Source organism: Cryobacterium sp. SO1, from assembly GCF_004210215.2.
GTDB lineage: Bacteria > Actinomycetota > Actinomycetes > Actinomycetales > Microbacteriaceae > Cryobacterium.
The window spans coordinates 87334-113250 of the sequence record NZ_CP067394.1 but is presented as its reverse complement, the minus strand read 5'-3'; the positions used below and the strand labels follow the sequence as shown (position 1 = coordinate 113250).

Annotated in this window: 23 protein-coding genes; 11 read left to right on the top strand and 12 right to left on the bottom strand. The window is 70.0% G+C overall.

The features are described from left to right. Nucleotides 1-12 precede the first annotated feature (12 nt). The 5 genes from BJQ95_RS00510 to hemE all read right to left on the bottom strand — a co-directional run bounded on the left by BJQ95_RS00510 (nt 13) and on the right by hemE (nt 4065). Nucleotides 13-312, bottom strand: coding sequence for a DUF3618 domain-containing protein (locus BJQ95_RS00510; RefSeq protein ID WP_130176416.1), 300 nt, complete (start codon nt 310-312; stop codon nt 13-15). After that, the gene (locus tag BJQ95_RS00505) at nt 302-718 is read right to left on the bottom strand and encodes a phage holin family protein (protein ID WP_165384852.1); all 417 of its coding nucleotides are present in this window, start codon (nt 716-718) and stop codon (nt 302-304) included. Before BJQ95_RS00505 ends, BJQ95_RS00510 begins: the two co-directional genes overlap by 11 nt. Nucleotides 719-749: 31 nt before the next feature. Further along, entirely contained in the window at nt 750-1169 is a 420-nt protein-coding gene (locus tag BJQ95_RS00500) for a hypothetical protein (RefSeq protein WP_130176418.1), read from the bottom strand. 90 nt (nt 1170-1259) lie between these two features. Further along, a complete protein-coding gene (locus BJQ95_RS00495; RefSeq protein ID WP_130176419.1) occupies nt 1260-2825 on the bottom strand; it encodes an NAD(P)/FAD-dependent oxidoreductase in 1566 nt (521 codons plus the stop codon). An 82-nt stretch (nt 2826-2907) separates the two neighbouring features. After that, a complete protein-coding gene (hemE, locus tag BJQ95_RS00490; protein ID WP_130176420.1) occupies nt 2908-4065 on the bottom strand; it encodes a uroporphyrinogen decarboxylase in 1158 nt (385 codons plus the stop codon). A 73-nt stretch (nt 4066-4138) separates the two neighbouring features. On the opposite strand from hemE, the gene BJQ95_RS00485 reads away from it, so the two are divergent. Continuing rightward, nucleotides 4139-5539, top strand: a complete 1401-nt coding sequence (locus BJQ95_RS00485; RefSeq protein WP_130176421.1) for a glutamyl-tRNA reductase — start codon at nt 4139-4141, stop codon at nt 5537-5539. Nucleotides 5540-5607: 68 nt separating this feature from the next. Beyond that, nucleotides 5608-6654: an alcohol dehydrogenase catalytic domain-containing protein gene (locus tag BJQ95_RS00480; RefSeq protein ID WP_130176422.1), complete on the top strand. Its 1047-nt coding sequence runs from the start codon at nt 5608-5610 to the stop codon at nt 6652-6654. A 394-nt stretch (nt 6655-7048) separates the two neighbouring features. Here the strand turns inward: BJQ95_RS00480 and BJQ95_RS00475 are convergent, their stop codons facing one another. Beyond that, on the bottom strand, nt 7049-8434 hold the full coding sequence (locus BJQ95_RS00475; RefSeq protein WP_130176423.1) for a glycine--tRNA ligase: 1386 nt from the start codon (nt 8432-8434) through the stop codon (nt 7049-7051). 489 nt (nt 8435-8923) lie between these two features. Between BJQ95_RS00475 and BJQ95_RS00470 the strand changes: the two genes are divergently transcribed. From BJQ95_RS00470 to BJQ95_RS00450, 5 genes are all read left to right on the top strand, one after another. Then, nucleotides 8924-11206 carry a carbon starvation CstA family protein gene (locus BJQ95_RS00470; RefSeq protein ID WP_130176424.1) on the top strand — a complete coding sequence of 761 codons (2283 nt, stop codon included), beginning with the start codon at nt 8924-8926 and terminating at the stop codon, nt 11204-11206. Between the two features lie 27 nt (nt 11207-11233). Further along, nucleotides 11234-11443: a YbdD/YjiX family protein gene (locus BJQ95_RS00465; RefSeq protein WP_130176425.1), complete on the top strand. Its 210-nt coding sequence runs from the start codon at nt 11234-11236 to the stop codon at nt 11441-11443. A 78-nt stretch (nt 11444-11521) separates the two neighbouring features. Further along, complete coding sequence (locus tag BJQ95_RS00460) at nt 11522-12376, top strand: shikimate 5-dehydrogenase (protein WP_130176426.1); 855 nt, start codon at nt 11522-11524, stop codon at nt 12374-12376. Beyond that, nucleotides 12373-12861: an NUDIX domain-containing protein gene (locus tag BJQ95_RS00455; protein WP_240694598.1), complete on the top strand. Its 489-nt coding sequence runs from the start codon at nt 12373-12375 to the stop codon at nt 12859-12861. Before BJQ95_RS00460 ends, BJQ95_RS00455 begins: the two co-directional genes overlap by 4 nt. A gap of 101 nt (nt 12862-12962) precedes the next feature. After that, entirely contained in the window at nt 12963-13544 is a 582-nt protein-coding gene (locus BJQ95_RS00450; RefSeq protein ID WP_130176427.1) for a DUF5655 domain-containing protein, read from the top strand. 155 nt (nt 13545-13699) lie between these two features. On the opposite strand, the gene BJQ95_RS00445 is transcribed toward BJQ95_RS00450, so the two are convergent. From BJQ95_RS00445 to BJQ95_RS00430, 4 genes are read right to left on the bottom strand one after another with little or no spacing between them, the layout of a single operon-like run. Then, on the bottom strand, nt 13700-14659 hold the full coding sequence (locus BJQ95_RS00445) for a PfkB family carbohydrate kinase (RefSeq protein WP_130176428.1): 960 nt from the start codon (nt 14657-14659) through the stop codon (nt 13700-13702). Further along, nucleotides 14656-15690, bottom strand: coding sequence for an ADP-ribosylglycohydrolase family protein (locus BJQ95_RS00440; RefSeq protein WP_240694599.1), 1035 nt, complete (start codon nt 15688-15690; stop codon nt 14656-14658). Before BJQ95_RS00440 ends, BJQ95_RS00445 begins: the two co-directional genes overlap by 4 nt. After that, nucleotides 15687-16247 carry a cysteine hydrolase family protein gene (locus tag BJQ95_RS00435; protein ID WP_130176429.1) on the bottom strand — a complete coding sequence of 187 codons (561 nt, stop codon included), beginning with the start codon at nt 16245-16247 and terminating at the stop codon, nt 15687-15689. Before BJQ95_RS00435 ends, BJQ95_RS00440 begins: the two co-directional genes overlap by 4 nt. Beyond that, entirely contained in the window at nt 16244-17737 is a 1494-nt protein-coding gene (locus BJQ95_RS00430) for a cytosine permease (protein ID WP_130176430.1), read from the bottom strand. The genes BJQ95_RS00435 and BJQ95_RS00430 overlap by 4 nt, the downstream gene beginning before the upstream one ends. Before the next feature lie 227 nt (nt 17738-17964). Here BJQ95_RS00430 and BJQ95_RS00425 point away from each other — a divergent pair, with 227 nt between their 5' ends. Beyond that, a complete protein-coding gene (locus BJQ95_RS00425) occupies nt 17965-18534 on the top strand; it encodes a YdeI family protein (protein WP_240694600.1) in 570 nt (189 codons plus the stop codon). A gap of 87 nt (nt 18535-18621) precedes the next feature. Here BJQ95_RS00425 and BJQ95_RS00420 read toward each other — a convergent pair whose 3' ends face one another. Continuing rightward, on the bottom strand, nt 18622-19530 hold the full coding sequence (locus BJQ95_RS00420) for a serine hydrolase (protein WP_130176431.1): 909 nt from the start codon (nt 19528-19530) through the stop codon (nt 18622-18624). 83 nt (nt 19531-19613) lie between these two features. After that, nucleotides 19614-21578 (bottom strand): M13 family metallopeptidase, encoded by a 1965-nt coding sequence (locus BJQ95_RS00415; protein ID WP_130176432.1) that lies wholly within the window; start codon nt 21576-21578, stop codon nt 19614-19616. Nucleotides 21579-21730: 152 nt separating this feature from the next. Here BJQ95_RS00415 and BJQ95_RS00410 point away from each other — a divergent pair, with 152 nt between their 5' ends. From BJQ95_RS00410 to BJQ95_RS00400, 3 genes are all read left to right on the top strand, one after another. Next, nucleotides 21731-22660 (top strand): NADP-dependent oxidoreductase, encoded by a 930-nt coding sequence (locus BJQ95_RS00410; protein ID WP_130176433.1) that lies wholly within the window; start codon nt 21731-21733, stop codon nt 22658-22660. A 103-nt stretch (nt 22661-22763) separates the two neighbouring features. Beyond that, nucleotides 22764-24095, top strand: a complete 1332-nt coding sequence (locus tag BJQ95_RS00405) for an MATE family efflux transporter (protein ID WP_240694601.1) — start codon at nt 22764-22766, stop codon at nt 24093-24095. A gap of 247 nt (nt 24096-24342) precedes the next feature. Then, the gene (locus tag BJQ95_RS00400) at nt 24343-25830 is read left to right on the top strand and encodes an integrase core domain-containing protein (protein ID WP_240694581.1); all 1488 of its coding nucleotides are present in this window, start codon (nt 24343-24345) and stop codon (nt 25828-25830) included. Nucleotides 25831-25917 lie beyond the last annotated feature (87 nt).

The following is a 25917-nucleotide window of genomic DNA, read 5'->3' as shown; positions in this document are numbered from 1 at the left end:
CCACCCGGCCGTTCAGCGGCGGTCGAGGACCGTCTTGACGCCCCACCAGACGACTGTTCCCACCGTGGCGGCAGCACCGAGGGCGATGCCGGCCAGGGCGATGGGGTTGTCCTCGCCGAGCCTATGCAGGCCCAGGGTGAAGCGTCGGGTGTTGATCTTGATCTGTTTGGGCACGTTGAGCTTGTACTCGATGGCGTCCAGGGTGCCGGCGAGCGCGGCACGCGCCCGGTCGGCTTCGGCGCGCAGTTCGGCCGTACTCCGGTGGTCCGGGGTGGTGTCCGGGGTGGTATCCGGGGTCTTGTCAGTGCTCATATTCGCCAACTCCCTTGAATGCGTTGACGTCCTTCTGGATGCTCGCGGTCACGCCCTCCGGATCGTGGCTGGTGCCCTTCTTGACCCGGTTGAGCCCGATCAGGGCCAGGATCACCGCGATGAGGAGTAGCGCGACGGCCACGATCAGTGCCGCCAGCCAGAGCGGCAGCACCAGGTCGAGCGCGATGACGGCCAACGCGATGAAGACGATGATCGCGAAGAATGCGAACACCGCCGCGCCGATGAAGAGGCCCAGGCCGATGCCGACATTCTTCGCCTTGCCGGAGATGTCGGCCTTGAAGGCGTCAATCTCGGCCTTGACCAGATCAGTGATCTGGCCAGGAAGCTCACTGAGGAGCGTGAACAGTGACTGCTTGCTTTTGGGGTTGTACCCGCTGTTGCTCACTGGCATCCTTCCTTGGACTGTCGTCGTGAGGTTACTGCGCGGCCGTGGTGTCGTCTGCGGCCTGGGCGGACTCGGCCGCGGAGGTGGCAGAGGCCGCGGCGGCCGTGGCGGACTTCGTGGCAGAGGCGGCGGCCTTGGTGGCCGCGGTGGCCTCGCCGGGCGTGGTGCCACGCTTGATGCCAGACGGGGATGCCGCGGCATCCTTGGTCTTGTCGGACTTGTTCGCGACGGCCGAGGCGACCTTCTTGCCCGCTTCGTACAGGGCGCCGGGCACGTCGCCGACGCGCTCCAGGGCGAAGTCCTTGACCTCGTTCACGCGCCGCTGCACCGGAGGACGGTTCCACAGGTCTGAGGCGGCCGACGCGATCTGGTCGTAGCGCTTACGTCCGGCGCGTGCACCCAGCACGTAGCCGACGAGGCCACCCGTGATGAACAGAAGCTTTCCCCGCATTGTGACTCCATTCCGTTACGTTCATGTAGTGCCAAGCGTAACCCCCCGGCCCGGGGAGGCACGTGTGTGCAACGCCTGAATCAGTCCTGATCAGAGGTCTAGCACTGCCCGTCTGCCGCGGATACCCGCGGCGAGCGCATCGGGGATCACCGAGGCCAGGCCGGTGCCGGAGAGCCAGCCGCCGGTGACGTCGAGGCCGGCTGTGGCCTCGACCCTCTCCCGCACCCGGCGGATGCGCTCGGGCGCGCCGATCGTCGCGGGCGAGAGGCCGTCGCTCCACAGGGTGCGGGCGAATCCCACAACCGGGGCTCCGGCGAGGTCGACACCGAGGATCGCCGCGGCGTCGTGCACGGCGAGTTGCTGCAGCTCGGCGTCGCTGAGGCTCAGTGTGGGCACCGGGGCGCCGGCGCGGCCGAAGGAGAGTCGCAGGATGTGCCGGCCGGGCGGGGTGAGGGCATCCACCCAGGCCCACTTGGCGGTGACGTGGGTGATCGCCTTGGCGGTGACCCCCGGGGTGCCCTCGGCCACGAGCACTCCGTTGCCGCGCGGGTGCGCGTCCAGCGCCGGCGCGTCGAGCACCAAGGTGGCCAGTTCGACGGCGGCCGGTGCGGGCCAGTCCAGGGCCGCGAGGGCGGCGAAGTCGGTGCCGAGCGGGGCCAACAGGCCCAGGGCGGCGGCGGCGGGAACGGCGAGGATCACGTGCCGGGCCTCGAGCGTGCGCGGCTCGGCCGGCGTGGCGGGTGCGTCGGGTGCGTCGGCGGAGGCGGCGTTCGCGGCGGCCGTGTCACCGGCTGCGGCGTCGGCTGCGGCGTCGGCATCCGTCGTCGGGGCGAACTCGACGACCCAGCTGCGGCTGGTCGTCTGGCTGCCGTCCGCGCCGGTCTTGGGCACGTCGACCGGCGTGAAGCCGGTCACGGCGGCGTGCGTGCGGATCTGGACGTCGTAGCGCCCGAGGTCGGCGACCAGGGCGTCGACCAGGCGGTGCATGCCGCCGTCCAACCCGCGCACGGCGGAACCGGCCGGCGCGGCGGTGCGCATTGCGGTGACCGCGCCGGAGAGGGACCCGGCCGAGGTGAGGGCGCGGTTGAGGCCGGGGGCCACGACGTCCACCTCGAGATCGGCGGCCGCGGTGGCATAGACCCCGCCGGCGACCGGGTTGACCAGGCGATCGAGCACCTTCTGGCCCATCCGCTTGCTCACGAGCGCGCCCAGGCTGTGCTCCCGGCCGATCTTGAGCACCGGAATCAGCCGGTCGGCATAGGCGCGAAGCGCCCCGGACCAGCCGATCGCCAGACGCACATCCTCGGCCAGCGGCGACCCGGGGATGCCGAGCACGCCGGCCTTGGGCAGCGGCACCGACACGGGGGCGCCGCCGGGGCGGTGCCCGGGCAGGTGCAGCCAGGCGCCGGCCGGGTTCGGCTCGACGATCTGATCGGTGAGGCCGAGGTCGGCGATGAATGCCGCCACGGTGTTGCCGCGCACGGCGAAGCTCTCCGCTCCGGCGTCCAGCTGCAGGCCGGCGACCTCGTGGCCGACCACGGCCCCGCCGAGCGTGCCGGCTGCCTCCAGCACAACAACGCTGAGCCCGAGGTGGGCGCACTCGCGGGCGGCCACCAGACCGGCGACACCTCCGCCGATGACCAAGACGTCCTTCATGACCTTGCTTTCCGCCGGCGTCTGCGGCCGGCACGGGCTCTGGTGAGCTGGGCTCTGGTGAGCGGCTCCCGGAAGCGGTGCGCTACGAGGCGGGGCGCTCCGCGGGGGAGGGAGTTGACGTGGTTTCGTGCACGAACTGCACCAGCCGGGTGAGCACGTCGGGGTTCGTCTCCGGCGGCACGCCGTGGCCGAGGTTGAGCACGTGGGACGGCGCCGTGCGGCCGCGCTCGAGCACGTCGAGGACGTGCGCCTCGAGCACCGGCCAGGGCGCGTTCAGCAGGGCCGGGTCGATGTTGCCCTGCACGGGCACGACGCCGCCGAGGCGCCGGCTGGCCTCATCCAGGGGCACCCGGTAGTCCACGCCGACGACGTCGGCGCCGATACCGTGCATGGCCTTGAGCAGCTCGCCGGTGCCGACACCGAAGTGCACGACCGGAACATTGCGGCGGATCGACTCCGGGTCCGCGGCCAGGTCACCGGCGGACTCCACGTAAGTGAGGTCGCGGACATGCCCGATCGCGGCGGTGGACGCCGGGGCGACGAAGCGGCTGTAGTCGTCGAGCGAGAGGGCGCCGGCCCAGGAGTCGAACAGCTGCGCGGCGCTGGCACCGGCGAGCACCTGGGCGCGGAGGAACCGGCCGGTCACCTCGGCGGTCCAGGCCATCAGCTTGGTCCAGGCCTCCGGGTCCGAGTGCATCAGGGTGCGGGCGTGGATGTGGTCCTTGGACGGCCCGCCCTCGACGATGTACGCGGCCAGGGTGAACGGCGCCCCGGCGAAGCCGATCAGCGGGGTGGAGCCCAGCGCGGCGACGGTGAGGGCGACGGCCTCGCTGATGGGGGCCAAAGCGGTGTCGAGCACGGCAGGGTCCAGGGCGATGAGGCGGTCGACATCCGCGGCGGTGCGCACGGCCTCGGCGAGCACCGGGCCCTTGCCGGCGACGATCTCCACGTCGACGCCCACGAGCTTGAGCGGCACGACGATGTCGCTGAACAGGATGCCCGCGTCGACGCCGTGCCGGCGGATCGGCTGCAGGGTGATCTCGCTGGCCATCGCGGGGTCCAGGCAGGCGTCGAGCATCCGGGTGCCCACCCGCAGTTCGCGGTACTCGGGAAGGGAGCGGCCGGCCTGGCGCATGAACCACACCGGGGTCACGGCAGGGCGGGTGCCCTGGTAGGCCCGCACCAGGCGGGAGTCCGAGGTGAGGCCGGAAGAAAGTGGGTGCGTCGTGTCGAGGTTCATCACCCTCGATTGTCCTCTACATAAGCTGGGGGAACGATTCGAGGTGTTGTTCGACACAACGTAGAATCAAGCGGTGTTGATTTGTCTGTCCGCGAACCACAAGAACTCCAGCTTCGACGTGCTCGAAAAGCTGTCTGTTGGCGCGGATGCAGCGGCGGGCGGGATGCTCACGGGTCACGATGCCCTCAACGGGGCCGTGGTCGTGGCCACCTGCAACCGATTCGAGGCCTACCTCGACCTCGACGAACCGTTCGGGGTCTCCCCGCTTCCGGCGGTCTATGCCGCGATCGACGCCGTGAGCGCGAGCACCGGCGTCAGCGCCGACCTGCTCCGCGACACGCTCGACGTAGTGCACGGCAACGGCGTGGCCGAGCACCTCTTCGCCGTGACCAGCGGACTCGAGTCCGTCGTGGTCGGCGAGGGCGAAATCGCCGGGCAGGTTCGGCGCTCCCTCGAGGAGGCCCGCGCCGCCGGAACCACCAGTCCCGAACTCGAGCGGCTGTTCCAGCGTGCCTCCCAGACCTCCCGCGGCGTGAAGAACCGCACCGGCATCGGCGCCGCCGGCCGCTCGCTCGTGCGTCTCGCGCTCGAACTGGCCGAGAGCCGGGTCACCGACTGGGCGCACACCCGGGTGCTGCTGGTCGGCACCGGCCGGTACGCCGGCGCGTCGCTGGCGGCCCTCCGCGACCTCGGCGTCACCGACGTGCGGGTCTACTCACCGTCCGGCCGCGCCGTGAAGTTCGCCACCGCACACGACATCGGGGCCGTGCTGACGGATGCCGCCGAACTGGCCCACGAAACCGCCCTGGCCGACCTGATCCTCACCTGCACCACCGCGGAGCACCACGTCATCGACGCGGGCATCCTCACCGCCGGCCGCGCCCTCGTGGCCGCGAAGCACGCCACGGAGGTCCCCGCCCTGGTGGCCGGGCCGGATGGCGTGCGTACCTGCCCCGTCGGCACTGAGCCGGACGACGCCCGCCAACTGGTGATCGACCTCGGCCTGCCCCGCAACGTGGACCCAGACGTCAGCGACGTGCCCGGAGTCGAGCTGCTCGACCTCGAGACAATCCGCATCCACGCGCCCCTCGAACAGCTCAATGCGACCAGCGAGGCTCGCAAGCTGGTGGGCCGGGCCGCCAAGAAGTTCTCCGCCGTGGCCGAGGAGCAGAGCCTGGCACCGGCCGTCGTGGCGCTGCGCTGCCATGTCTTCGACATCCTCGACGGTGAGATCGCGCGGGCCAGGAAGCGCGGCGACACCAGCGAGGCGACCGAGTCCGCCCTGCGGCACCTCGCCGGCGTGCTGCTGCACACCCCCATGGTCCGCTCGCGCGAGCTCGCCAGGGCCGGCGACCAGGATGCGTTCCTCGGCGGGCTCGACGCTCTGTTCGGCATCGATGTCACCCTGCCGGAGTCGACGGAGGCACCGTCCGAACTGCCCGCGGTGGTCGGCATCTCCGACGCCGCGTCCTGATGTGGTCGGTTCATCGGCCCGGCCCGGTGGTGAGCCGGGCGTGGTTCTGAGCGGAGCGTGGTTCTGACGTGAAAGCCGTCTGGTTCGATCAGTTCGGGGAGCTGCCCGTCGTGCGCGAGGTGGCCGATCCGGAGCCCAGCGCCGCCGGTGTCGTGGTGCGGGTCGAGGCCACCGGACTCTGCCGCAGCGACTGGCACGGCTGGCTGGGCCACGACGCCGGCATCGCCCTGCCTCACGTTCCCGGCCACGAGCTCGTCGGCGTGATCGACGCCGTCGGCCCGCTCGTGCGAAGGTTCACGGTGGGCCAGCGGGTCACCGTGCCGTTCGTCTGTGCCTGCGGCGACTGCCCGGAGTGCGCCGGCGGCAACGCGCAGGTCTGTCGCTACCAGACGCAGCCCGGGTTCACCCACTGGGGGTCGTACGCCGAACGGGTCGCCCTGCACCACGCCGATGTGAACCTGATCGCGGTACCGGATTCCCTCGACGCCGGCGCCGCCGCCCTGCTCGGCTGCCGGTTCGCCACGTCGTACCGCGGCCTCGTGCACCAGGCGAAACTGGTGGCCGGCGAAACCCTCGTGGTGATCGGCTGTGGCGGGGTGGGCTTGTCGGCCGTGATGATCGGCACAGCCCTGGGCGCCCGGGTGATCGCCGTGGACATCAGCGTGGACGCCCTGGCCGCCGCGGCCCGTGCCGGCGCCGCCTACACGGTCAACTCCACCGGCATGACCGACGCCGCGGTGGTGGAGCGGGTGCGCCTGCTCGCCGATGGCGGCGCCCAGGTGTCGGTGGAGGCGCTCGGCCGGGAGAACACCGTGGGCATCGCCATCCGCTCGCTGGCCACCCACGGGCGGCACGTGCAGATCGGCCTGCTCGCCGAGGACCCCCGCCTGCCACTCGGCCTGGTGATCGGCCGCGAGCTCGCCGTGCTCGGCAGCCACGGCATGCCCGCCGGCGACTACCCCGAGCTGATGGCCCTCGTGGCCAGCGGCAAACTGCGCCCGCAAAACCTGATCAGCCACCGCATCCCGTTGGCGGATGCGCCGGCGGCCTTGGCCGCGATGTCGGCGCCGCTGCCCGCGGCCGGTGTCACCGTGATCGACCTGACCCTGCCGTAACGCCGCGGCGGCGCGGCCGTGCGGAGGGCGGCACAGGCCTACGCGGGGGCGGCGGCGTGGGCGGCATCCGCAGCTATGCGGGCACAGCGCCGCTACGCGGGTGGCGCGCCACCCGCAGAACGGCGCCTACCCCGCAGAGCACGTCGCGCGGAGCATCCGCTGCCGCGCGGGGGCACGCTACGAACACAGGGACAACCGGAGACCCGAGAGCGCGGCATCCGCAGCCATGCGGGCACAGCGCCGCTACGCGGGTGGCGCGCCACCCGCAGAACGGCGCCTACCCCGCATCACGCGATATGCGGGTCGGGCGCCGTTATGGGACCGGGCGCCGTTATGGGACCGGGCGCGCCGACCGGGGGCGACCGAATGCCGGGCGCGACCGGACGCGCGGCGGTTAGGCTCCGCGCAGTCGCACGGCCAGGTACGCGTCCAGCTCGGCCAGGGGCACCCGCTCCTGCGCCATGGTGTCGCGGTCACGCACTGTCACGGCCTGGTCCTCGAGCGAGTCGAAGTCCACCGTGATGCAGTACGGGGTGCCGATCTCGTCCTGGCGGCGATAGCGGCGGCCGATGGCGCCGGCGTCGTCGAAGTCCACGTTCCACGACTCGCGCAGGCGCGCGGCCAGGGAGCGGGCCATCGGCGAGAGGGCCTCATTGCGCGAAAGGGGCAGCACGGCCGCCTTGATCGGGGCCAGGCGCGGGTCGAGCTTGAGCACGGTGCGCTTGTCGACGCCGCCCTTCGCGTTGGGCACTTCCTCCTCGTGGTAGGCATCCACCAGAAACGCCATGAGCGAGCGGGTGAGGCCGGCCGCGGGCTCGATCACGTACGGGACCCAGCGCTCGTTCTTGGTCTGGTCGAAGTACGAGAGGTCCTTGCCGGATGCCTCGGAGTGCGTCTTGAGGTCGAAGTCGGTGCGGTTGGCCACACCCTCCAGCTCGCCGAACTCGCTGCCGGAGAAGCCGAAGCGGTACTCGATGTCGACGGTGCGCTTGGAGTAGTGCGAGAGCTTCTCCTGGGCGTGTTCGAATAGCCGCAGGTTCTCCGGGTTGATGCCGAGGCCGGTGTACCAGCCCATCCGCTGGTCGATCCAGTACTGGTGCCACTCCTCGTCAGTGCCGGGCTCGACGAAGAATTCCATCTCCATCTGCTCGAACTCGCGGGTGCGGAAGATGAAGTTTCCGGGGGTGATCTCGTTGCGGAAGCTCTTACCGATCTGGCCGATGCCGAACGGGGGCTTCATGCGCGCGGCCTGCAGCACATTGGCGAAGTTCACGAAAATGCCCTGCGCGGTCTCGGGGCGGAGGTACACCATCCCGGCCTCTTCGTCGACCGGGCCGAGGAAGGTCTTGAGCAGGCCGGAGAACGCGCGCGGCTCGGTCCAGGTGTGCCGGTTGCCGCAGTTGGGGCAGGCGATGCCATCCACACCGCCCTCGGGCGGGCGACCCTTCTTCTCCTCGAACTCCTCCACCAGGTGGTCTTCGCGGAAGCGCTTGTGGCAGCTGGTGCACTCGATCAGCGGATCGGAGAACACCTCGACGTGGCCGGAGGCCTCCCAGACCTTACGCGGCAGGATGACGGAGGAGTCCAGGCCCACGACGTCGTCGCGGCTGGTGACCATGAAGCGCCACCACTGCTTCTTGATGTTCTCCTTCAGCTCCACGCCGAGGGGCCCGTAGTCCCAGGCCGACCGGCTACCGCCGTAGATCTCACCGGCCTGGAACACGAAGCCGCGGTGGCGGGCGAGGGCGATGACGGAATCAAGACGGGAAAGTGCGGCCACGGTGGCTCCAATGGTCCAAAAGGATGGTCAAAATGCCGGGCAGGGGCCCGGGTACGGATTCGTCCATTTTAGCGATGCGGGCATGGCGCCTGCTGACGAGCTTTGCCCACCCCGCAGCACGCCCCTCGCCGCCTGACGGCCTCGCCCTCACCCTGCGCACTCCGGGCTCATCACCGAACAACTGGTGGTGGACTTCGCGACCACCGGGGGTTCCTGCCTCAGCGCACGGTGATCGGGCACCTCAACGTCGAATCGGTGACCAATGTCTTCGGACAGCTGAGCCGCCAGCTGCACCACCGGGGCCAGACCACGGTCACCCCCAAACGACGTCTTCACCAGCGCCTCACACCCCTGAGCGAGGCCGGCGGGGAGGACGTCTGCGCGACACACGCAGGACTAAAGGCCTCTCCTGAGGAGTTCTCGGCTGTTACCGTTAGGGAGTTACCCGGCAATCAGCTGTGAGTTTCTCTGCATCTCAAAGGGGAGAATATGGACGCTACGTCCAAGATTCCGCACGACGCGATCAACGAACCAGACCTCACCCAGGACCCCGCGCTGCCGCCGGTGGCCCTGGACCCGACAATCCACGAGGCCGAAGAAGCCCACTGGACGCCGGTGAAGATCGCGATCTGGGTGGCCATCGCGCTGCTCGGTGGATTGAGCTGGGTGATGCTGGCCGTGGTGCGCGGCGAGACCGTGAACGCCATCTGGTTCGTCTTCGCCGCGATCTGCACCTACCTGATCGGGTACCGGTTCTACTCCAACTACATCCAGAAGCACCTGCTGCGCCCGGATGACCGCCGGGCCACGCCCGCCGAGTACAAGGCCGACGGCAAGGACTACGCCGCCACCGACCGCCGGGTGCTCTTCGGCCACCACTTCGCCGCCATCGCCGGCGCCGGCCCCCTGGTGGGACCGGTACTGGCCGCCCAGATGGGCTACCTGCCCGGCACGATCTGGATCATCGTCGGCGTGGTCTTCGCCGGCGCCGTACAGGACTACCTGGTGCTGTTCTTCTCGATGCGTCGCGGCGGCCGGTCGCTGGGCCAGATGGCCCGCGACGAGCTCGGCCGGGTCGGCGGCACCGCCGCCCTGATCGCCACGCTCACGATCATGGTCATCATCGTGGCCATCCTCGCCCTCGTCGTGACCAACGCCCTCGCCGAAAGCGCCTGGGGCGTCTTCTCGGTCGGCATGACCATCCCGATCGCCCTGTTCATGGGCTGCTACCTGCGCTTCTTCCGTCCGGGCAAGGTCACCGAGATCTCGATCATCGGCTTCGTACTGCTCATCGCCGCGATCGTCGGCGGCGGCGCCATCGCCGGCACCTCGTGGGGAGCTGCGCTGTTCACCGTCGACAAGGTGCCGCTGGCCATCGGCATCATCGTCTACGGCTTCATCGCCGCGATCCTGCCGGTCTGGCTGCTGCTGGCCCCCCGCGACTACCTCTCCACCTTCATGAAGATCGGCACGATCGGCATGCTCGCCGTGGCGATCATCGTCGTGCGGCCCGAGATCACCGTGCCCGCCGTCACCGAGTTCGCCACCAGTGGCGCCGGTCCCGTCGTCAGCGGCACGCTCTTCCCGTTCCTCTTCGTCACCATCGCCTGCGGCGCCCTCTCCGGCTTCCACGCCCTGATCGCCTCGGGCACCACGCCCAAGCTGATCGAGAAGGAACGCCAGAGCCGATTCATCGGCTACGGCGGCATGCTGATGGAGTCGTTCGTGGCGATCATGGCACTCGTGGCCGCGCTGTCGATCGACCAGGGCATCTACTACGCCATGAACGCGTCCCCCGCCCTCACCGGCGGCACCGTGCAGGGCGCGGCCGCGTTCGTGAACGGCCTGGGCCTGACGGGCGTGAGTGTCACCCCGGAGCTGCTCACCCAGACCGCGCTCAACGTGGGCGAGGAGACCATCGTCTCGCGCACCGGCGGCGCGCCGACCCTGTCGGTGGGCCTGGCCAACATCATGCAACAGGTCGCCGGCGGCAGCGGCATGATGGCGTTCTGGTACCACTTTGCGATCATGTTCGAGGCGCTGTTCATCCTCACCGCGGTGGATGCCGGCACCCGCGTGGCCCGGTTCATGCTGCAGGACAGCCTGGGCAACTTCTTCCCGAAGTTCAAGGACACCTCCTGGCGCACCGGCGCCTGGCTCACCACCGGCATCATGGTGGCGGCCTGGGGTGCGGTGCTCGTGATGGGCGTCACCGACCCGCTCGGCGGCATCAACACGCTGTTCCCGCTGTTCGGCATCGCCAACCAGCTGCTCGCCGCGATCGCCCTGGCCGTGTGCATGGCCATCGTGGCCAAGCGCGGCATGTTCAAGTACATCTGGATCGTGGCGGTGCCGCTCGGCTTCGCGGCCGTCGTGACCATCACGGCCTCGATCATGAAGATCTTCTCGACCGTGCCGTCGGTGGGTTACTTCGCACAGAACGCCGCGTTCTCCCAGGCGCTGGCCGACGGCGAGACGAGCTTCGGCACGGCCACCTCGGTCGCGGCGATGGAGGCCGTTGTGCGCAACACCATGGTGCAGGGCATCCTGTCGATCGTCTTCGTCACGCTCGCCGTCATCGTGATCTTCACCGCGCTGCAGGCCACCTGGAATGCATGGAAGACCCACTCGAATGCCACCAACGAGGACCTGGCCGTGCCGTCGCGGATCTTCGCGCCGTCCGGCATCATGGCCACCCCGGCAGAGAAGGCCACCCAGGCACTGTGGGACGCCCGACCGAGCACCGGTAAGCGCAAGACTCGCGAGCACTGATGGCTGTGCACTGATGGGCGTGCGCTGATGGGCGTGGCCACCGCGGTGCGCTCGGCCGCGGCCGGGCTCGCCTGGTACGTCAGGGCGGTCATGGGTGAGGATGCCTACGAGAAGTACCTGGCGCACCACGAGTCGGTGCACGGCACGGATGCCCAGGTGCCCGTGCTGACCGAACGGGAGTTCTGGCGCGACCAGACCGATCGGCAGGACACCAACCCGCAGGGCCGGTGCTGCTGACGCGGCGCCCGCCTTCCCACGATGCGTGATCTACGGCCCGCCCGGGTGTGAACCGGGGGGGCCGTAGCATTGGAGACGATGACTGACTCAACGATCCCCCCGCGTGCGACACCCACCAAGCCCCCGCTGAACAAGGACACCCGGCTCTGCATCTCGCTGGCCGCCCGGCCGAGCAACTTCGGCACCCGGTTCCACAACTACCTCTACGAACAGTTCGGCCTGGACTTCGTCTACAAGGCGTTCACCTCCACTGACCTGGCCGGCGCGATCGCCGGGGTGCGGGCGCTGGGCATCCGGGGCTGCTCGGTGTCGATGCCGTTCAAAGAGGATGTCATCGCCCTCGTCGACGAACTCGACGCCTCGGCCACGGCCATCCAGTCGGTGAACACCATCGTGAACGACGACGGCTACCTGCGTGCGTACAACACCGACTACATCGCCGCGGCCGACCTGCTGAAGAGCAACCGGCTGGACCCGGCCACCCCGTTCCTGCTGCGCGGCTCCGGCGGCATGGCCAAGGCCGTCGCGGCGGCCCTGCGCGACTCCGGCTTCGCCGCCGGCACCATCGTGGCCCGCAACGAGACCCGCGGCCGGGCGCTGGCCGACGAGGTCGGCTACGCCTGGCTGGCCGAACCGGGCGACGCCACCGCGCCGCTGCTGGTGAACGTCACTCCGATCGGCATGGCCGGCGGCGCGCAGTCCACCGAGTCGGCGTTCACGGCCGCAGCCATCGCCGCCGCTGACACCGTCTTCGACGTCGTGGCCCTGCCCGCCGAGACGCCGCTGATCCTCGCGGCCCGCGCGGCCGGCAAGACTGTCATCACCGGAGCCGAAGTGATCGCCCTGCAGGCCGCCGAACAGTTCGAGCGCTACACCGGCGTGCGGCCGACGAACGAGCAGGTGCGGGTCGCGTCGGCCTTCGCCCGCGCGTGAGCGACGCGCCGACACCTGACCTGGGTGGCGTCGCCGGCTCCGTGGCCGGCGCCCGCGGTGACGACGTCGTGTCGGTGCACGCCGGGCACGCCGACATCCTGGTCGCGGCCGTCGCCCTCATCCGCGACCGCCGGGTGCTCATGGTTACCGCCCGTGGCCGCGACGTGTGGTTCATGCCCGGCGGCAAGATCGACTCCGGCGAGAGCGAGGCGGATGCCGCCGCTCGGGAAGCCTGGGAGGAGGTGACGCTCCGCCTGGACCCCGCCGCCCTCGAACCGTTGTTCACGGTGCTGATCCAGGCCCACGGCGAACCCGAGGGCCGGCTGGTGCGGATGGTGGTATTCGCCGCTGAGACCGCCGAAGAGCCGACGGCGAGCGCCGAGGTGAGCGCCCTGCACTGGGCCACCTCCGCGGACGCGCACCGCTGCCCACCCGCCGGCGTCGAAGTCCTCCACCTCCTGCACGCCGCCGGGCGCATCGACTGACTCGCGAACCGGGAGAAAAGCCCCTCAGAAGGCGAGTTTTCGGGGCTTGTCTCACGGCTAGCGGGAGTGCGGGAGTGCGGGAGCGGGCGTACCCTGCCTGCATGACCGACCATGTGCCGCTTCCCTGGGACCACATCCGGCTCTGGGAGATCGGCCAGTTGCAGAATGCCACCGGGAGCGGTCTGGAGCACTGGCTCGCCCGCATCCGGGATCTCGACCCGCCCACCGAGGCGGCACTGCGCGAGTGGCTCGGCACCGAGGGGGTCAGCGGCTATCCACGCGCGCTGCTCGTGCACGAGACGTTCGGCTACCCGGACTCCACGGTGCGAGCCGCCGATGAGCTGATCGACGCGCAGTACGCCGACCGCCCGTCGCTGCGGCCGATCCTGGATGCCGTGCTGTTGTACGCCGGAGACCTGGACGAGGTGAGCATCCAGACCCGCACCACCCATGTGGCGTTGTCAGGGCCGCAGCGCACCTTCGCGGTGGTGCAGCCGAGCACCAGGCACCGGGTCGACCTGGGACTACGGATCGCCATTCCGGCGGCTGCACCCAGCACCCGGTTGCGGCCGACCACAAAGCTCGGGGCGGACTTCCCGGGGCGGATTCCACTCACCGCGGCCAGCCAGGTCGACTCCGAGGTGGCCGCGTGGCTCAAACACGCCTACGACGCGACCCTCTGACCCCGGCCCAGGCCCGCTGCGGCGCAGGTTCGGCCTCGAACTCAACCTCGATGCCGTCGTGGATGAGCTTGCCGATGCTGAGCCTCCTGACGGGACGCGGGGGCGATACGTGCGGCCTGACCCCGTTGTGGTCCGTCAACTTCAGGACGGCACCGTCAGGAGTTCGACTCCCGCCGGTTGAGGAAATCCCGGGTGTCGGCATTGGCCTGCCGAAGGGCAGCGAGGGGAGGCCGGCCGGCCGCCAACGCGCTCACCAAGGCCCCGGTGTGGGCATCGCCGGCCCCGTTGGTTGAGACGACGGACGCGGGCGCCGCGCCCACCAGGACCGGCATGGCACCGGTACCGGCGAGGATGCAGCCCGCCGCGCCGATCCGCACGACCGCGTGAGCGCCCTGGCGACTAGGCGCATCCAGGCCCGGTGCGGCCCTGGCCAGCTGCTCGGCGAGCGCCGACGCCGCGAGGGCGGGGTCGGTGTGCCCGGTGAGCAGGGTCGCCTCCCGGTCGTTGCAGGTGAACCAGTCGGCCCGTGCGAACAGTGCCTCGCGGGCGGCGGGATCCAGTTCGTGACCCAGCGGACCGGGGTCGACGACGAGCGTGGCCCGGTCCGGCAGCCCGGCGAGCACGGCCAGGACGGTGCGCCGGGTCACCGGGTGCACCAGGCCGTAACCGGACACGAGCACCGCGTCGGTCGGCCGCACCGGAACCTGGGCACGCCACGCCGGCTCAAACCGGCCCTCCGCGCCCGGCATCGTCACGAAGGTCCGTTCACCGCTCGCATCCACCAGCACGACGCAGACGCCGGTGTCGAGACCGACAACCGGGGCCAGGACCGTTTCGATGCCGGAGGTGGCGAGCGCGGCCCTGGCCAGGTCGCCGAACGGGCCGGTGCCGGTGGTGCCGGCGTGCAGGGTGCGAAGGCCCCCGCGCCGGGCGGCCGCCATGGCGGTGAAACCGCCGCCGGCCACGAGAGCGCCGCTCGAGCCGAACACGTCGCCGCCCGGCTCCGGCAGGCCGGGAACGACGCAGACGAGGTCGACCAGTACGGTGCCGAAGCTGACCAGCCGGTGGATCGGGCCGGCCGCCGGGTGCACAGGGCCGGCCGTCACTGCGGTCACCGGCCCGGTGGGCGCAGCGCCAGCAGCGCCGCGGTGACCGGCGCCAGGTCCAGGTCGTTCACCCGGCGAACCGTGCCAACCGCCTCAACGGGAAATCCGGAAACCCCGTGCACGGCGCCGCCGATCGCGCCGGCCATCGCGGCGATGGTGTCGCTGTCGCCGCCGAGGGACGCGGCGGCCAGGCAGGCCCGCCACGGGTCATCCGGGTACAGGGCCAGCACGGCGAAGGCCGCCGGCACCGACTCCTGGCTGGCCAGGCTGGTCCCGACGAGTTCGTAGACCAGGTCGAGCGACTCCCCCGGCCGGCGGGCATCCATCAGTCCCACCGCCCAGCGGATACGCGGTGCCACCTGCCCGGCGGCCACCCAGAACCCGCGTGTGGCGCCGAGCCGGGCCGTCTCGATGGCCAGCTCGGTCGCCTCGGCCACGGACGCGCCGTCGATCGCGGCGCTCACGGCGGCTGCCACCGCGGCGGCGCCGGCTATGGCCACTCCGGTGTTGTGGGTGGCGAGCGCGCTCTCCACCACCCGGTCCACCAGGGCCGGCAGGTCGTCAGCTGGCATCATGACGCCCACCGGCGCCACCCGCATCGCGGCACCGTTGGTCACCCCGAACCTGCCGGACTCGGCCGTGGACTCCCCCGCCAGAATGCGGGCCAGGGCGCCGCGGGTGGACGGGCCCAGCAGGTCCAGCGAACCCTTGGCCCGCATCGCCCGCTCCCAGTCCAGCAGCGACCTGGCGTAGTCGGCGGTGTCCAGATGACCCGCCCCTGCCACCAGGGTCCAGGCCAGCAGCAGGGCCTGTTCGGTGTCGTCGGTGACCGACCCTGCGGGCATGCCGGCGGCCAGCGGATGGTCGTCGGCCGCGGGCTCGAACCCGGTGACGCCGCGTCCGTTGAACCGGCGCAGCACCTCGGGGCGCGACATCATCTGGCTGGGCATGCCCAGGGCGTCGCCGATGGCCAGACCGGTGAGCGCGCCGAGCGCGCGATCCGGCTGGCCGGCCGGTCGAGGGCCCGAGGCCGGTTTCACCGGCCGAGCCCTCGTTCGGCGAGGATCTCCTCGACGGTGGTGATCTCGATCAGCGGTCCGTACAACGCCATCACGTCGAGGGCGCGCCGGTGGTCGGCGTCGCTGAGCCCGGCGCAGGCATCCGCCACCACCCGCACCCGCACGCCGTCGTCGGCCGCGGCCAGGGCCGTTGACAACACGCAGCAGTCGGTGGAGACCCCGGCGAGGATGATGTCGCTGGCGTCGCCGAGGGCCGCCCGGGTGGCGGCATCCCATTTACCGAAGGTGGGTCGGTCGATCAGCACGGCGTCACCGGGCGGCAGCGCCGGCACCAGGTCGTAGAGGTCGGCGTTGGCGGGATCCAGGGCGAACGGCCACTGCTGGTAGTACGGCACCCAGGCGCCCGCCGGGGTCTCCGGTGCCAGGAACCGGGTGAGCGCGGTGCGGCCGGGGAAGAGTTCGCGCAGCCGTACGGCGCCGGCCGCCGCGTCGGCGAACCGCGGGGTGAACCAGTGGCTCGCCGGCTCACCGAAGATGCGCTGCAGGTCGATCAGCACCAGCCAGGAGCCGAGGTTCATGCCCGGGCCGCCGCATCCAGCTCGTCGGTCAGGTGGTCGCCGTCGGCCAGCGGTAATGCCTCCTGGCGGCGCACGGTGCCACGGCCGAAGAGCCAGGTGCCGCCGAAACCGATCACCAGGGCCACGAGCACGCCGAGGTTGGCGAAGGCCCAGTCGCCCTCCTTGCCGCCCAGCCCGAAGGGTTCGAGCAGGTAGCCCTGCCAGGCCAGCCAGCCGGCGAAGCCGTTGGTGACCATGCCCCAGCCGATCACGGAGCCCAGCGCGATGAGCACGATCGCGAGGACCCGCACGTTGCCGTACCGTCCGGCGGGGTCGAAGAGGTCCTTCGCCGAGTAGCCGGTGCGGCGCATCAACACGTCGGCCATGAAGATGCCGCACCAGGCGGCCACGGGCACTCCGAGGGTGATCAGGAAGCCCTGGAAGGGGCCGAGGAAGTCGGCCGCGAAGAACACCACGTAAATCGCACCGAGCACCATGAGCACCCCGTCGATGCCGGCGGCCACGAACCTGGGTACGCGCAGGCCCGTGCTGAGCAGGGCCAGGCCGGAGGAGTAGATGTCCAGCACGGCACCGCCGACCAGGCCGAGAACCGCGGTGAGCGCGAACGGGATGAGGAACCAGACCGGCAGGATGGTGGTCAGCGCACCGATCGGGTCCAGGGCGATCGCCGCGCTGAGCTCGGGCGACGAGCCGGCCAGCAGCAGGCCGAACACGAGCAGGATGATCGGCGCGAGCGAGGCGCCGAAGGTGGTCCAGCCGACCACGCCGGCGCTCGACGCCGTGCGGGGCAGGTATCGGGAGTAGTCGGCGGCGGCGTTCACCCAGCCCAGGCCGAAGCCGGTCATCATGAACACCAGCGCGCCGATCACCTGGGGCGCCCCGCCGGCCGGGATCGCCGCCAGGGTGGCACCGTCGATCTGGCCGAAAGTGAGCACGATGTAGACCACGGTGAGCACACCGGTGACGATGGTGATCCACATCTGCAGTTTCATGATGAAGTCGAAGCCGATGATGCCACCGGCCACGATCAGGGCGGCCACCACGATCAGCGCGACGACCTTGGTCGCATCACCGCCCGCCCCGCCGAGCTCCCGGAACACCGTGGCGGTCGCCAGGACCGCCAGCGAGGCGAGCACGGTCTCCCAGCCCACGGTGAGCAGCCAGGAGATGGCGGAGGGCACCCGATTGCCGTTGACCCCGAAGGCCGCCCGGCTGAGCGTCATGGTGGGGGCGTGTCCCCGCTTGCCGGCCAGGGCGATGAAGCCGCAGAACAGGAACGACACCACGATGCCGGTCAGTCCCACCAGGGTGGCCTGCCACAACGAGATGCCGAAGCCGAGCAGGAACGACCCGTAGCTGACCCCGAGCACCGACACATTGGCCGCGAACCACGGCCAGAACAGATCCCTCGGATGCCCCTTGTGCTCGCTCTGATCGATCGAGTTGATGCCGTTGCGCTCCACGCTCAGCGCGGTGGTCTGGTCGCTCATGCGACGAGACTACTCGCGAGCAGTGATCATGGCTCGCCCATTCCTGCTAGTCGGACGGGCATCCGGATTGGCCGATACGGGCCAGTCATCAGAACGCGGCCCTCCGACACGTGCGGTAGACCGCTCCGAGGGGACAATCTGAGTGGCCCATTTCTACGAGTCGGATGGGGGTCTCGACTAGCGAAAATGGGCGAATCCTCGTTGCGGGCGCGGGTATGCTCGTCGGCGTGAACACGGATGCTGAGCGGGTGCAGCCGGACGACCGGGCCGCCTGGCGCCGGTGGCTGGCGGAGAACCACACCGTGAGGACGGGTGTCTGGCTGGTCACCTGGCGCCAGGGCGCCGGGATGCCGGTGCTCACCTACGAGGACGCGGTGCTCGAGGCCCTCGCCGTGGGGTGGGTGGACAGCAAAGGGGCCCGGCTCGACGAGACGCGCACCATGCTCTACTTCGCCCCACGCCGGCGCGGCAGCTCGTGGTCACGACCGAACAAGCAGCGGATCGAGCGATTGCGCGCGGAGGGGTTGCTGCGCCCGGCCGGGGAGGCCGCGATGCGCGCGGCCGAAATGGACGGCTCCTGGACCCGCCTAGACGAGGTGGAGGACCTGATCGTGCCGCCCGACCTGGCCGAGGCCCTGGCCGCGACCGACGGCGCCCGGGCGAACTGGGACGCGTTCCCGCGCTCCCCGCGCCGCGCCATCCTGGAGTGGATCGTGCTCGCCAAACGCCCCGAGACCCGGGCGGCCCGCATCCGCGACGCCGCCGAGGCCGCCGGTCGCAACGAGCGCGCCCGTTAGGCCCGACCCATCCACGAGCCGTGAGAAAAGCCCCCTAGTTTCGGGTTTTTAGGTGCTTAAGTCACAGTTCGCGGAGGGGGCAGGGGGCTAGTGCACGTATTCGAGGAGGTCGAGACCGACCGAGCGCATGCCGTCGAGCACCGAGAGGCGCGAGGAGAGGTTGTGGTCGTCGAAGAAGATCGACACGGCGTAGGCGACGCCGGCGCGCGGGCCGCGCAACACGCCCGCCTCGCTGCGCACCCCGTTGTCACAGCCGGTCTTGTTCACCAGCAGCACCCCGTGCGAGGGCCCCCGGTGCGCGTGTGGCGAGAACCCGAACGCGCTGGCCACCATCGACAGGTCCGAGTTCAGCGACAACCAGCCGAGCACCCGTTCGCTGCCGTCGTCGTCGAGGATCTCACCGCGCGCCAACGCCGTGAACAGCCAGGTGAGCTCGCGGGCGCTGCCGATCGACAGGTTGGGGGCGTCGTCGGGGCCTCGGCTGTCGCGCACGAGGTCGAGCAGGCCGGTGCCGGACAGGCCGAGCTCCTCGGTGCGTCGGCGCACGGCCTCCAGGCCCACAGCGCGCAGCAGCACATTGGTGGCCAGGTTGTCGTTGGTGGCGCCCACCAGCGCGGCCAGGTCGGCCACCGGCAGCGACGGGGCTTGCAGGTGCTGCCAAAGTCCGGAGCCGTCCACCGAGTCCCGCGGGGTGCGGTCGAGGATGGTGTACGCGCCGAAGTCGGCGTCGCGCAGCCGTGACGCCACCTCGATGAGCAGCAGCACGGTGCCGATGCCGGCGGTGGGCATCACGACGTGGTCGTCGACCGAGAACAGCACCCGCCCGGTGGCCAGGTCGGTCGCCCGCGCGGACACCTGGGCACCCCCCATGGCGAGCTCGCCGAGGGAGTGGAAGCCGCGTTCGAAGCTGGACGGCACCGCGGACTGCCGGTGCTTCCCACCACGCGCGACAGCGTGCCGGGACCGCCGTTCGGATTCCTGTGCTGGCGCGACCACTGCTCTCGATTTCCTCTGACTATCGGTGCTGTTGAGCCCCCGCGAACACCCTAACCCACGGGCTGCGAGGCATGGCCGGGCCGCTACCAGATCGTGACGCGCTTCTCAGGAGCGAGCCACGCGGCATCCGTCTCGGTCACGTTGAACGCCGTGTAGTACTCGTCGATGTTGCGCACGATCTGGTTGCAGCGAAACTCGTTCGGCGAGTGCGGGTCGATCGCGAGCAGGCGGATGGCCTCCTCGTCGCGCAGCTTCATCTGCCAGGCCTGCGCCCAGGAGAGAAAGAACCGCTGGGCGCCGGTGAGGCCGTCGATGACGGGCGGCTCGGCGCCCTCGAGAGAGAGCAGGTAGGCCTTCCAGGCGATCGACAGGCCGCCGAGGTCACCGATGTTCTCACCGATGGTAAGCGCGCCGTTGACGTGGTGATCGGGCACCTGGGCCGGCCGCAGAGCGTCGTACTGTTCGATCAGCGACGCGGTGCGCCGCTCGAACGCGGCCCGGTCGGCTTCGCTCCACCAGTCGGTGAGCCGGCCGTCGCCGTCGTACTTGGAGCCCTGGTCGTCGAAGCCGTGGCCGATCTCGTGGCCGATCACGGCGCCGATCGCACCGTAGTTGGCGGCGGCGTCCCGGTTGACGTCGAAGAACGGCACCTGCAGGATGGCGGCGGGGAAGACGATCTCGTTGAAGCCGGGGTTGTAGTAGGCGTTGATGGTCTGCGGGGTCATGAACCACTCGTCGCGGTCCAGCGGGTTGCCGATCTTGCCCAGTTCCCGGTGGAACTCGAACTCGCCGGTGGCGCGCACGTTCTTGATCAGGTCGCCGGGCTCGATGGCCAGGCTGGAGTAATCGCGCCACTTGACCGGGAAACCGATCTTGGGGGTGAACTTGTCCAGCTTCTCCAGCGCGCGTGCGCGGGTCTCCTCCGTCATCCAGTCCAGGCCGGTGATGCTGGCCCGGTAGGCCTCGACCAGGTATTTGACGAGCACGTCCATGCTGGTCTTGGCGTGCGGCGAGAAGTGCCTGTTGACGTAGATGCGGCCGACGGCCTCGCCGAGCGAGCCCTCCACGAGCGAGACGCCGCGCTTCCAGCGGGCGCGCATCTGCGGGGTGCCGGTGAGGGTGCGGCCGTAGAAGTCGAAGTTCGCTTCCACGAAATCGCTCGACAGGTACGACGCGCTCGAGCGGATGACCTGCCAGCGTAGCCAGTCCCGCCAGGCGTCGAGCCGGTCGACGGTGAGCATCTCGGCCAGGCCGACCACGAAGCTCGGCTGGCGCACGACGACCTCCGCAAACGCCACGGCGGGGGCGTCCAGGCCCTCCAGCCACAGGTCGAGGTCGGCGCCGGCGGCGAGCGCGGACAGCTGGTCCCAGGTCTTGAGGTTGTAGGTCTTCTCGCTGTCGCGGGTGCGAACGTTGTCCCAGTGGTGGCTGGCGAGCTCGGTTTCCAGGGCGAAGATGCGCCCGGCGCGCACCGGCGCGTCGTGCACGCCGGCGAGGGTCAGCATCCGTTCGACGAAGGCGAGGTAGGCGGTGCGCACATCGGCGAATCTCTCGTCGCGGTAATAGGACTCGTCCGGCAGGCCAAGGCCGGCCTGCTCGACGAAGACCAGGTAGCGCTCGGGGTTGCCCGGGTCGTTGTCGACGTAGAGCTGGAAGGTGCCCGCGACGCCGGCCCTCTCGAGACGGCCGAGGGTGGCCAGGAACACCGGCACGCTGCTGATGCCGTCCACCGTGGCCAGGTCGGCGGCGAGCGGGGTGGCGCCGAGCTGCTCGATGCGCTCCTCGTCCATGAAGCTGGCGTACATGTCGCCGAACTTGCGCTCCTCGGTGCCCTCGGCGGCGGTCTGCGCCTCGAGGATGATCTCCTGCACGGCCTTCTCGGCCTCTTCGGCCAGCAGATAGAACGACCCCCAGCGGGCCTTGTCGTTCGGGATCTCGGTGCGTGCGATCCACTTGCCGTTCACATGGCGGAAGAGATCGTCCTGCGGGCGCACGCCCGGGTCGAGTTCGTCGGTGTCGATTCCGGATGCAGTCACCTGATCAGTCATCCGCCCAGCCTAATCCTCACCGCAACGGGGTGGGGCGGGCACGGCGCGGCGCGGCGTCATGGGACCATGGGCCATGGTGGCGGATGCGGCGGGCGTGGGAGCATAAGCAGAACGGCGCTCCACACGGGTCGCCTCTGACCCAGGAGGTCCCCATGCGCGTCATCACCCTGCCCGAGTTCGGTTCCGCCCTCGAACTGAGCGAGATCGACACCCCTCAGCCGTCCGCAGGAGAGGTGCGGGTGCGCGTTCATGCGGCATCCGTCAACGGATTCGACCTGGCCGTGGCCGCCGGCTACCTCAACGGCCTGATGGAGCACCGGTTCCCCGTGGTGCTGGGCAAGGACTTCGCGGGCATCGTGGACGCCCTCGGCGACGGCGTCACGGCCTACGCCGTGGGCGACCGGGTATTCGGCGTCGTCACGAAGGCCCACCTGGGCGACGGCTCGTTCGGCGAGTTCGTGGTCGTGTCCACTGCGACGGGCCTGGCGAAGCTGCCGGATCAGGTGGACTTCGCCCGTGGCGCCGCCCTGGGCCTGGCCGGCACGGCAGCGCAGGCCGCCGTGGATGCCGCCCAGCTCACCCCCGGCAGCACCGTATTGGTGGTGGGCGCCACCGGCGGTGTCGGCAACCAGGCCGTGCAGCTGGCCGCCGCAGCCGGCGCCACGGTGATCGCCACCGCGCGCACCGCTCTGGGCATCGCCCAGGTGCGCCTGCTCGGCGCGAGCGAGGTCGTCGACCACACCCAGAACCTCAGCGCGGCCGTACTCGCCGCCCACCCCGACGGCGTCGACGTCGTGCTGCACTTCGCCGGGGACGCGGCGACCGTGCTGCCCGCTCTGCGCGCCGGTGGTCGCCTGGTGTCGACCCTGATCGGTTCGGCCGACCAGCTCGCCACCGACACCGTGACCGTGGTCCCGATCCTCGCCGACCCCACCGCCGAGGTGCTGGCCAGCCTGGCCGAGAGCCTGGCCGCCGGACGTACCTCGGTGACCGTGCAGGGCAGCTACGCCCTCGAAGACGTCGCAGAGGCCTTCGACGACTTCGAGTCCGGCGCACGCGGCAAGCTCGTCATCCTGCCGTAAGCCGTCAACTGTTGCCGTCGCGGACAATTGCAGCCGGTGCGCCGGGCGCAATTGTCCGAACGGGTGCCAGTTCGGTGGTCGGGGGCGAAATAACTAGAGTCGAGTGATCAGACTTCTACGCCCCCAACCCATCGACCGCGAGATCCGCCGGCTGGCCCTGCCCGCCCTCGGCGCGCTCGTCGCGGAACCGCTGTTCCTGCTCACCGACTCGGCCATGGTCGGGCACCTCGGTGCGGTGCCCCTGGCCGGCCTCGGCCTGGCCAGCGCGGTCCTGCAGACCATCATCGGGCTGATGGTGTTCCTCGCCTACAGCACCACCCCCGCGGTGGCCCGCTGGCTCGGGGTCGGTGATCGGCGTCGCGCGGTGTCGGTGGGGGTGGATGGCCTGTGGCTCGCGCTCGGCCTCGGCCTGGTGCTCGCCGTGGCCGGCTGGTTCGCGACGCCCGCCCTGGTGGGCGCGTTCGGTGCCGAAACCGCGGTGACCCGCGCCGCCGCCGACTACCTGGGCCTGTCGATGTTCGGCGTGCCGGCGATGCTGCTGGTTTTCGCCGCGACCGGGCTGTTGCGCGGCCTGCAGGATACCCGCACGCCGCTCTGGGTCGCCGGTCTCGGCTTCATGGTCAACATCCTGCTCAACCTCTGGTTCATCTACGGCCTGGGCCTGGGCCTGGTCGGGTCGGCGCTGGGCACGGTGCTGGCCCAGTGGGGGATGGTGGCGGTGTACCTGGTCGTCGTCGTGCGGCATGCCCGGCGCGAGCGGGCGCCGATGCGGCCGCACCGCGCGGGCCTGGCCCGCGGGGCCACAAGCGGCGGCTGGCTGTTCCTGCGCACCGCGAGCCTCCGCGCAGCCATGCTGTTGGCGGTGTTCGTGGCCACCAGCCTTGGCTCACCGGAGCTCGCGGCGTTCCAGATCGCGATGACCCTGTTCGCCACGCTGGCGTTCGCCCTGGACGCCCTCGCGATCGCCGCGCAGGCTCTGGTGGGCCGTGGTCTCGGCGCCGGCGACGAGCGGCAGGTGAGGCAGGTGCTGCGCCGGTGCCTGGAATGGGGCATCGGCGGTGGGGCGTTGCTCGGCCTGGCCCTGGTGGCCGTGAGTGGGGTGCTCGGCGGCGTGTTCACCGGCGCCGCCGAGGTGACGGCGCTGCTGCCACCGACGCTGATCGTGCTCGGGCTGTCCGTGCCGCTCGGCGGCCTGGTCTTCGTGCTCGACGGCGTGCTGATCGGCGCCGGCGACGCCCGCTACCTCGCCCTGACCGGCCTGGTGAACCTCGCCGCGTTCGTGCCCCTCGCCGGACTCGTGCTGCTCTGGGCCCCTGACGGCCCCGACGGGCTTGCCTGGCTGATGGCCGCGTTCGCCTTCGGCTTCCTGGGCGCCCGCGCGGTGACGCTGTCGCTGCGCGCCCGGGGCACCCGCTGGGTGCACCTGGGCGCCTGACCCCGTCGCGAACCGTGAGCAAAGCACCGAATTCCTGGGTTTTTGGGGGCTCTGCTCACGGTTCGCGGGCTTGGTAGCGTGGGGAGGTGAGCAGAGGATGTGATGTCTCAGCTCTGTGTTTACAACCTGTCTCACGACGTTGTTGTCACCATGTGTCAGGACCTTCTTTACGGGATGTCTCACGACCCTGATTACAGGTTCGGCGGTCAAGGAAGCACGCCCTGAACGTGGTTTTTGATAATTGGGAGTGCCTAGATCCCTTTCTCCCGCCGTCCGCCGCCAGATCATTGAATACGACCCGCTTGCCGCCGACGGGCCCAGCGTTACCGAGTTCTGCCAAAGACTGAACATCAGCCGTCCGTCGTTTTACAACATCCGGCGACGATTCCTCCGTGAGGGCAATACGGCGCTGAATCCGCGCTCGTCAGCGCCGCTGAACCCGGTGCGGACCTTTGACCAGAAGACCACCGAGATCGTTCTGAGGATCCGCGCCCGACTGAAGAAGGAAGGATGGGACAACGGGCCCAAATCAATCTGGTTCACCGGGATCGACACCGGCGAATTCGCTTCTCCCATCCCGTCGGTGGCGACGATCGCCCGCATCCTCGCTTCATCCGGCGTCACGAACGCGAACCCGCGGAAACGGCCACGGACGGCCTGGCTTCGGTTCTCCCGTGCCGCGGCGATGGAGATGTGGCAGCTGGACGCGTTCGAGTACCGTCTCGCCGACGCGCAGGGCCCGAATGCGCTGGGCACCAAGGTCACCGTCTACCAGCTGCTGGACGACTCCACCCGCTTCGACGTCGGCACGATGTGCTTCGCCACTCCGGAGAACAGCACCGACGCCATCATCACGCTTCGTTCCGCCATCACCGACCACGGGGTTCCGAAAGAACTACTCAGCGACAACGGGACTGCGTTCAACCAGGCCCGACGCGGCAACATCTCCGCCACCGAACGGTTCCTCGCCGACCGGGGCTGTCTGGGCATCACCGGGCGCGGAAGCCACCCCCAGACCCAGGGGAAGAACGAACGCAGCCACCAAACGATCTTGCGGTTCCTCGATGCCAACGCCCCCGATACCCTGGAGCAGCTCACCGCCCTGATCATTGCTTACCGCGCCTATTACAACTACCGCCGACGGCACCAGGCGCTGCCCGGATCGATGACACCCGGGCAGGCCTGGGACGCCGCGGAACACCGCCCCGCCGATGGCACCCCGATTAGCCACGACGTGCTTCAGGCGCGAGCGGATTCGTACCGGGACAAATCCCTCGCCGATCAGTCGGGCGTAGCTGTCTTTGGAGGTGTCGATCTGAGGGAGACAACGATTCCCGCCGAGCCTGGCGCGCAGCAGGTGCCGCATGGTGGCCGGTTGCGCGATTCCTCGGACCACGTCGTCATCACGCGAGCCAACCCGCAGTTCTACTTCCACGGCCTCCGAATCAAGGTCCCGACGACGTTGGTCGGGACCTACCAAGTCGTGACCACCGAGACCGAATTCGCTATGTTCGACGCGTTCAGTGGAGTCGAGAGCATCTACTTCCCACTGCCCATGCGCACCGACGCCGCCCAAGAACCCTTCCCGCTCTGGCAAATCGAGGGAGCGAAAATCCGCGACCCGAAACCAGCCTGGCTCCACAAACATCAGACCTACGAGAAGGAGCATTTTCCGGCGGATCGTGACTACACGTCCTTGCCGACTTCGTCGGCCGGGCAGTTGCGCCGGCTGTAATCAACGTCGTGCGATTGGTTGTACATAACGTGGCGACACAGGTTGTAAACAACGTCATGAGAGCGGTTGTAAACAAGGAGGTGAGAA

Bases quoted from the DNA above. Each gene is read 5' to 3' on its own strand.
- BJQ95_RS00430 (WP_130176430.1), bottom strand. From the start codon at position 17,737: ATGAGCGACCAGACCACCGCGCTGAGCGTGGAGCGCAACGGCATCAAC.
- BJQ95_RS00435 (WP_130176429.1), bottom strand. From the start codon at position 16,247: ATGAACCTCGGCTCCTGGCTGGTGCTGATCGACCTGCAGCGCATCTTC.
- BJQ95_RS00470 (WP_130176424.1), top strand. From the start codon at position 8,924: ATGGACGCTACGTCCAAGATTCCGCACGACGCGATCAACGAACCAGAC.
- hemE (WP_130176420.1), bottom strand. From the start codon at position 4,065: ATGAACCTCGACACGACGCACCCACTTTCTTCCGGCCTCACCTCGGAC.
- BJQ95_RS00460 (WP_130176426.1), top strand. From the start codon at position 11,522: ATGACTGACTCAACGATCCCCCCGCGTGCGACACCCACCAAGCCCCCG.
- BJQ95_RS00410 (WP_130176433.1), top strand. From the start codon at position 21,731: ATGCGCGTCATCACCCTGCCCGAGTTCGGTTCCGCCCTCGAACTGAGC.
- BJQ95_RS00500 (WP_130176418.1), bottom strand. From the start codon at position 1,169: ATGCGGGGAAAGCTTCTGTTCATCACGGGTGGCCTCGTCGGCTACGTG.
- BJQ95_RS00510 (WP_130176416.1), bottom strand. From the start codon at position 312: ATGAGCACTGACAAGACCCCGGATACCACCCCGGACACCACCCCGGAC.
- BJQ95_RS00495 (WP_130176419.1), bottom strand. From the start codon at position 2,825: ATGAAGGACGTCTTGGTCATCGGCGGAGGTGTCGCCGGTCTGGTGGCC.
- BJQ95_RS00450 (WP_130176427.1), top strand. From the start codon at position 12,963: ATGACCGACCATGTGCCGCTTCCCTGGGACCACATCCGGCTCTGGGAG.
- BJQ95_RS00465 (WP_130176425.1), top strand. From the start codon at position 11,234: ATGGGCGTGGCCACCGCGGTGCGCTCGGCCGCGGCCGGGCTCGCCTGG.
- BJQ95_RS00415 (WP_130176432.1), bottom strand. From the start codon at position 21,578: ATGACTGATCAGGTGACTGCATCCGGAATCGACACCGACGAACTCGAC.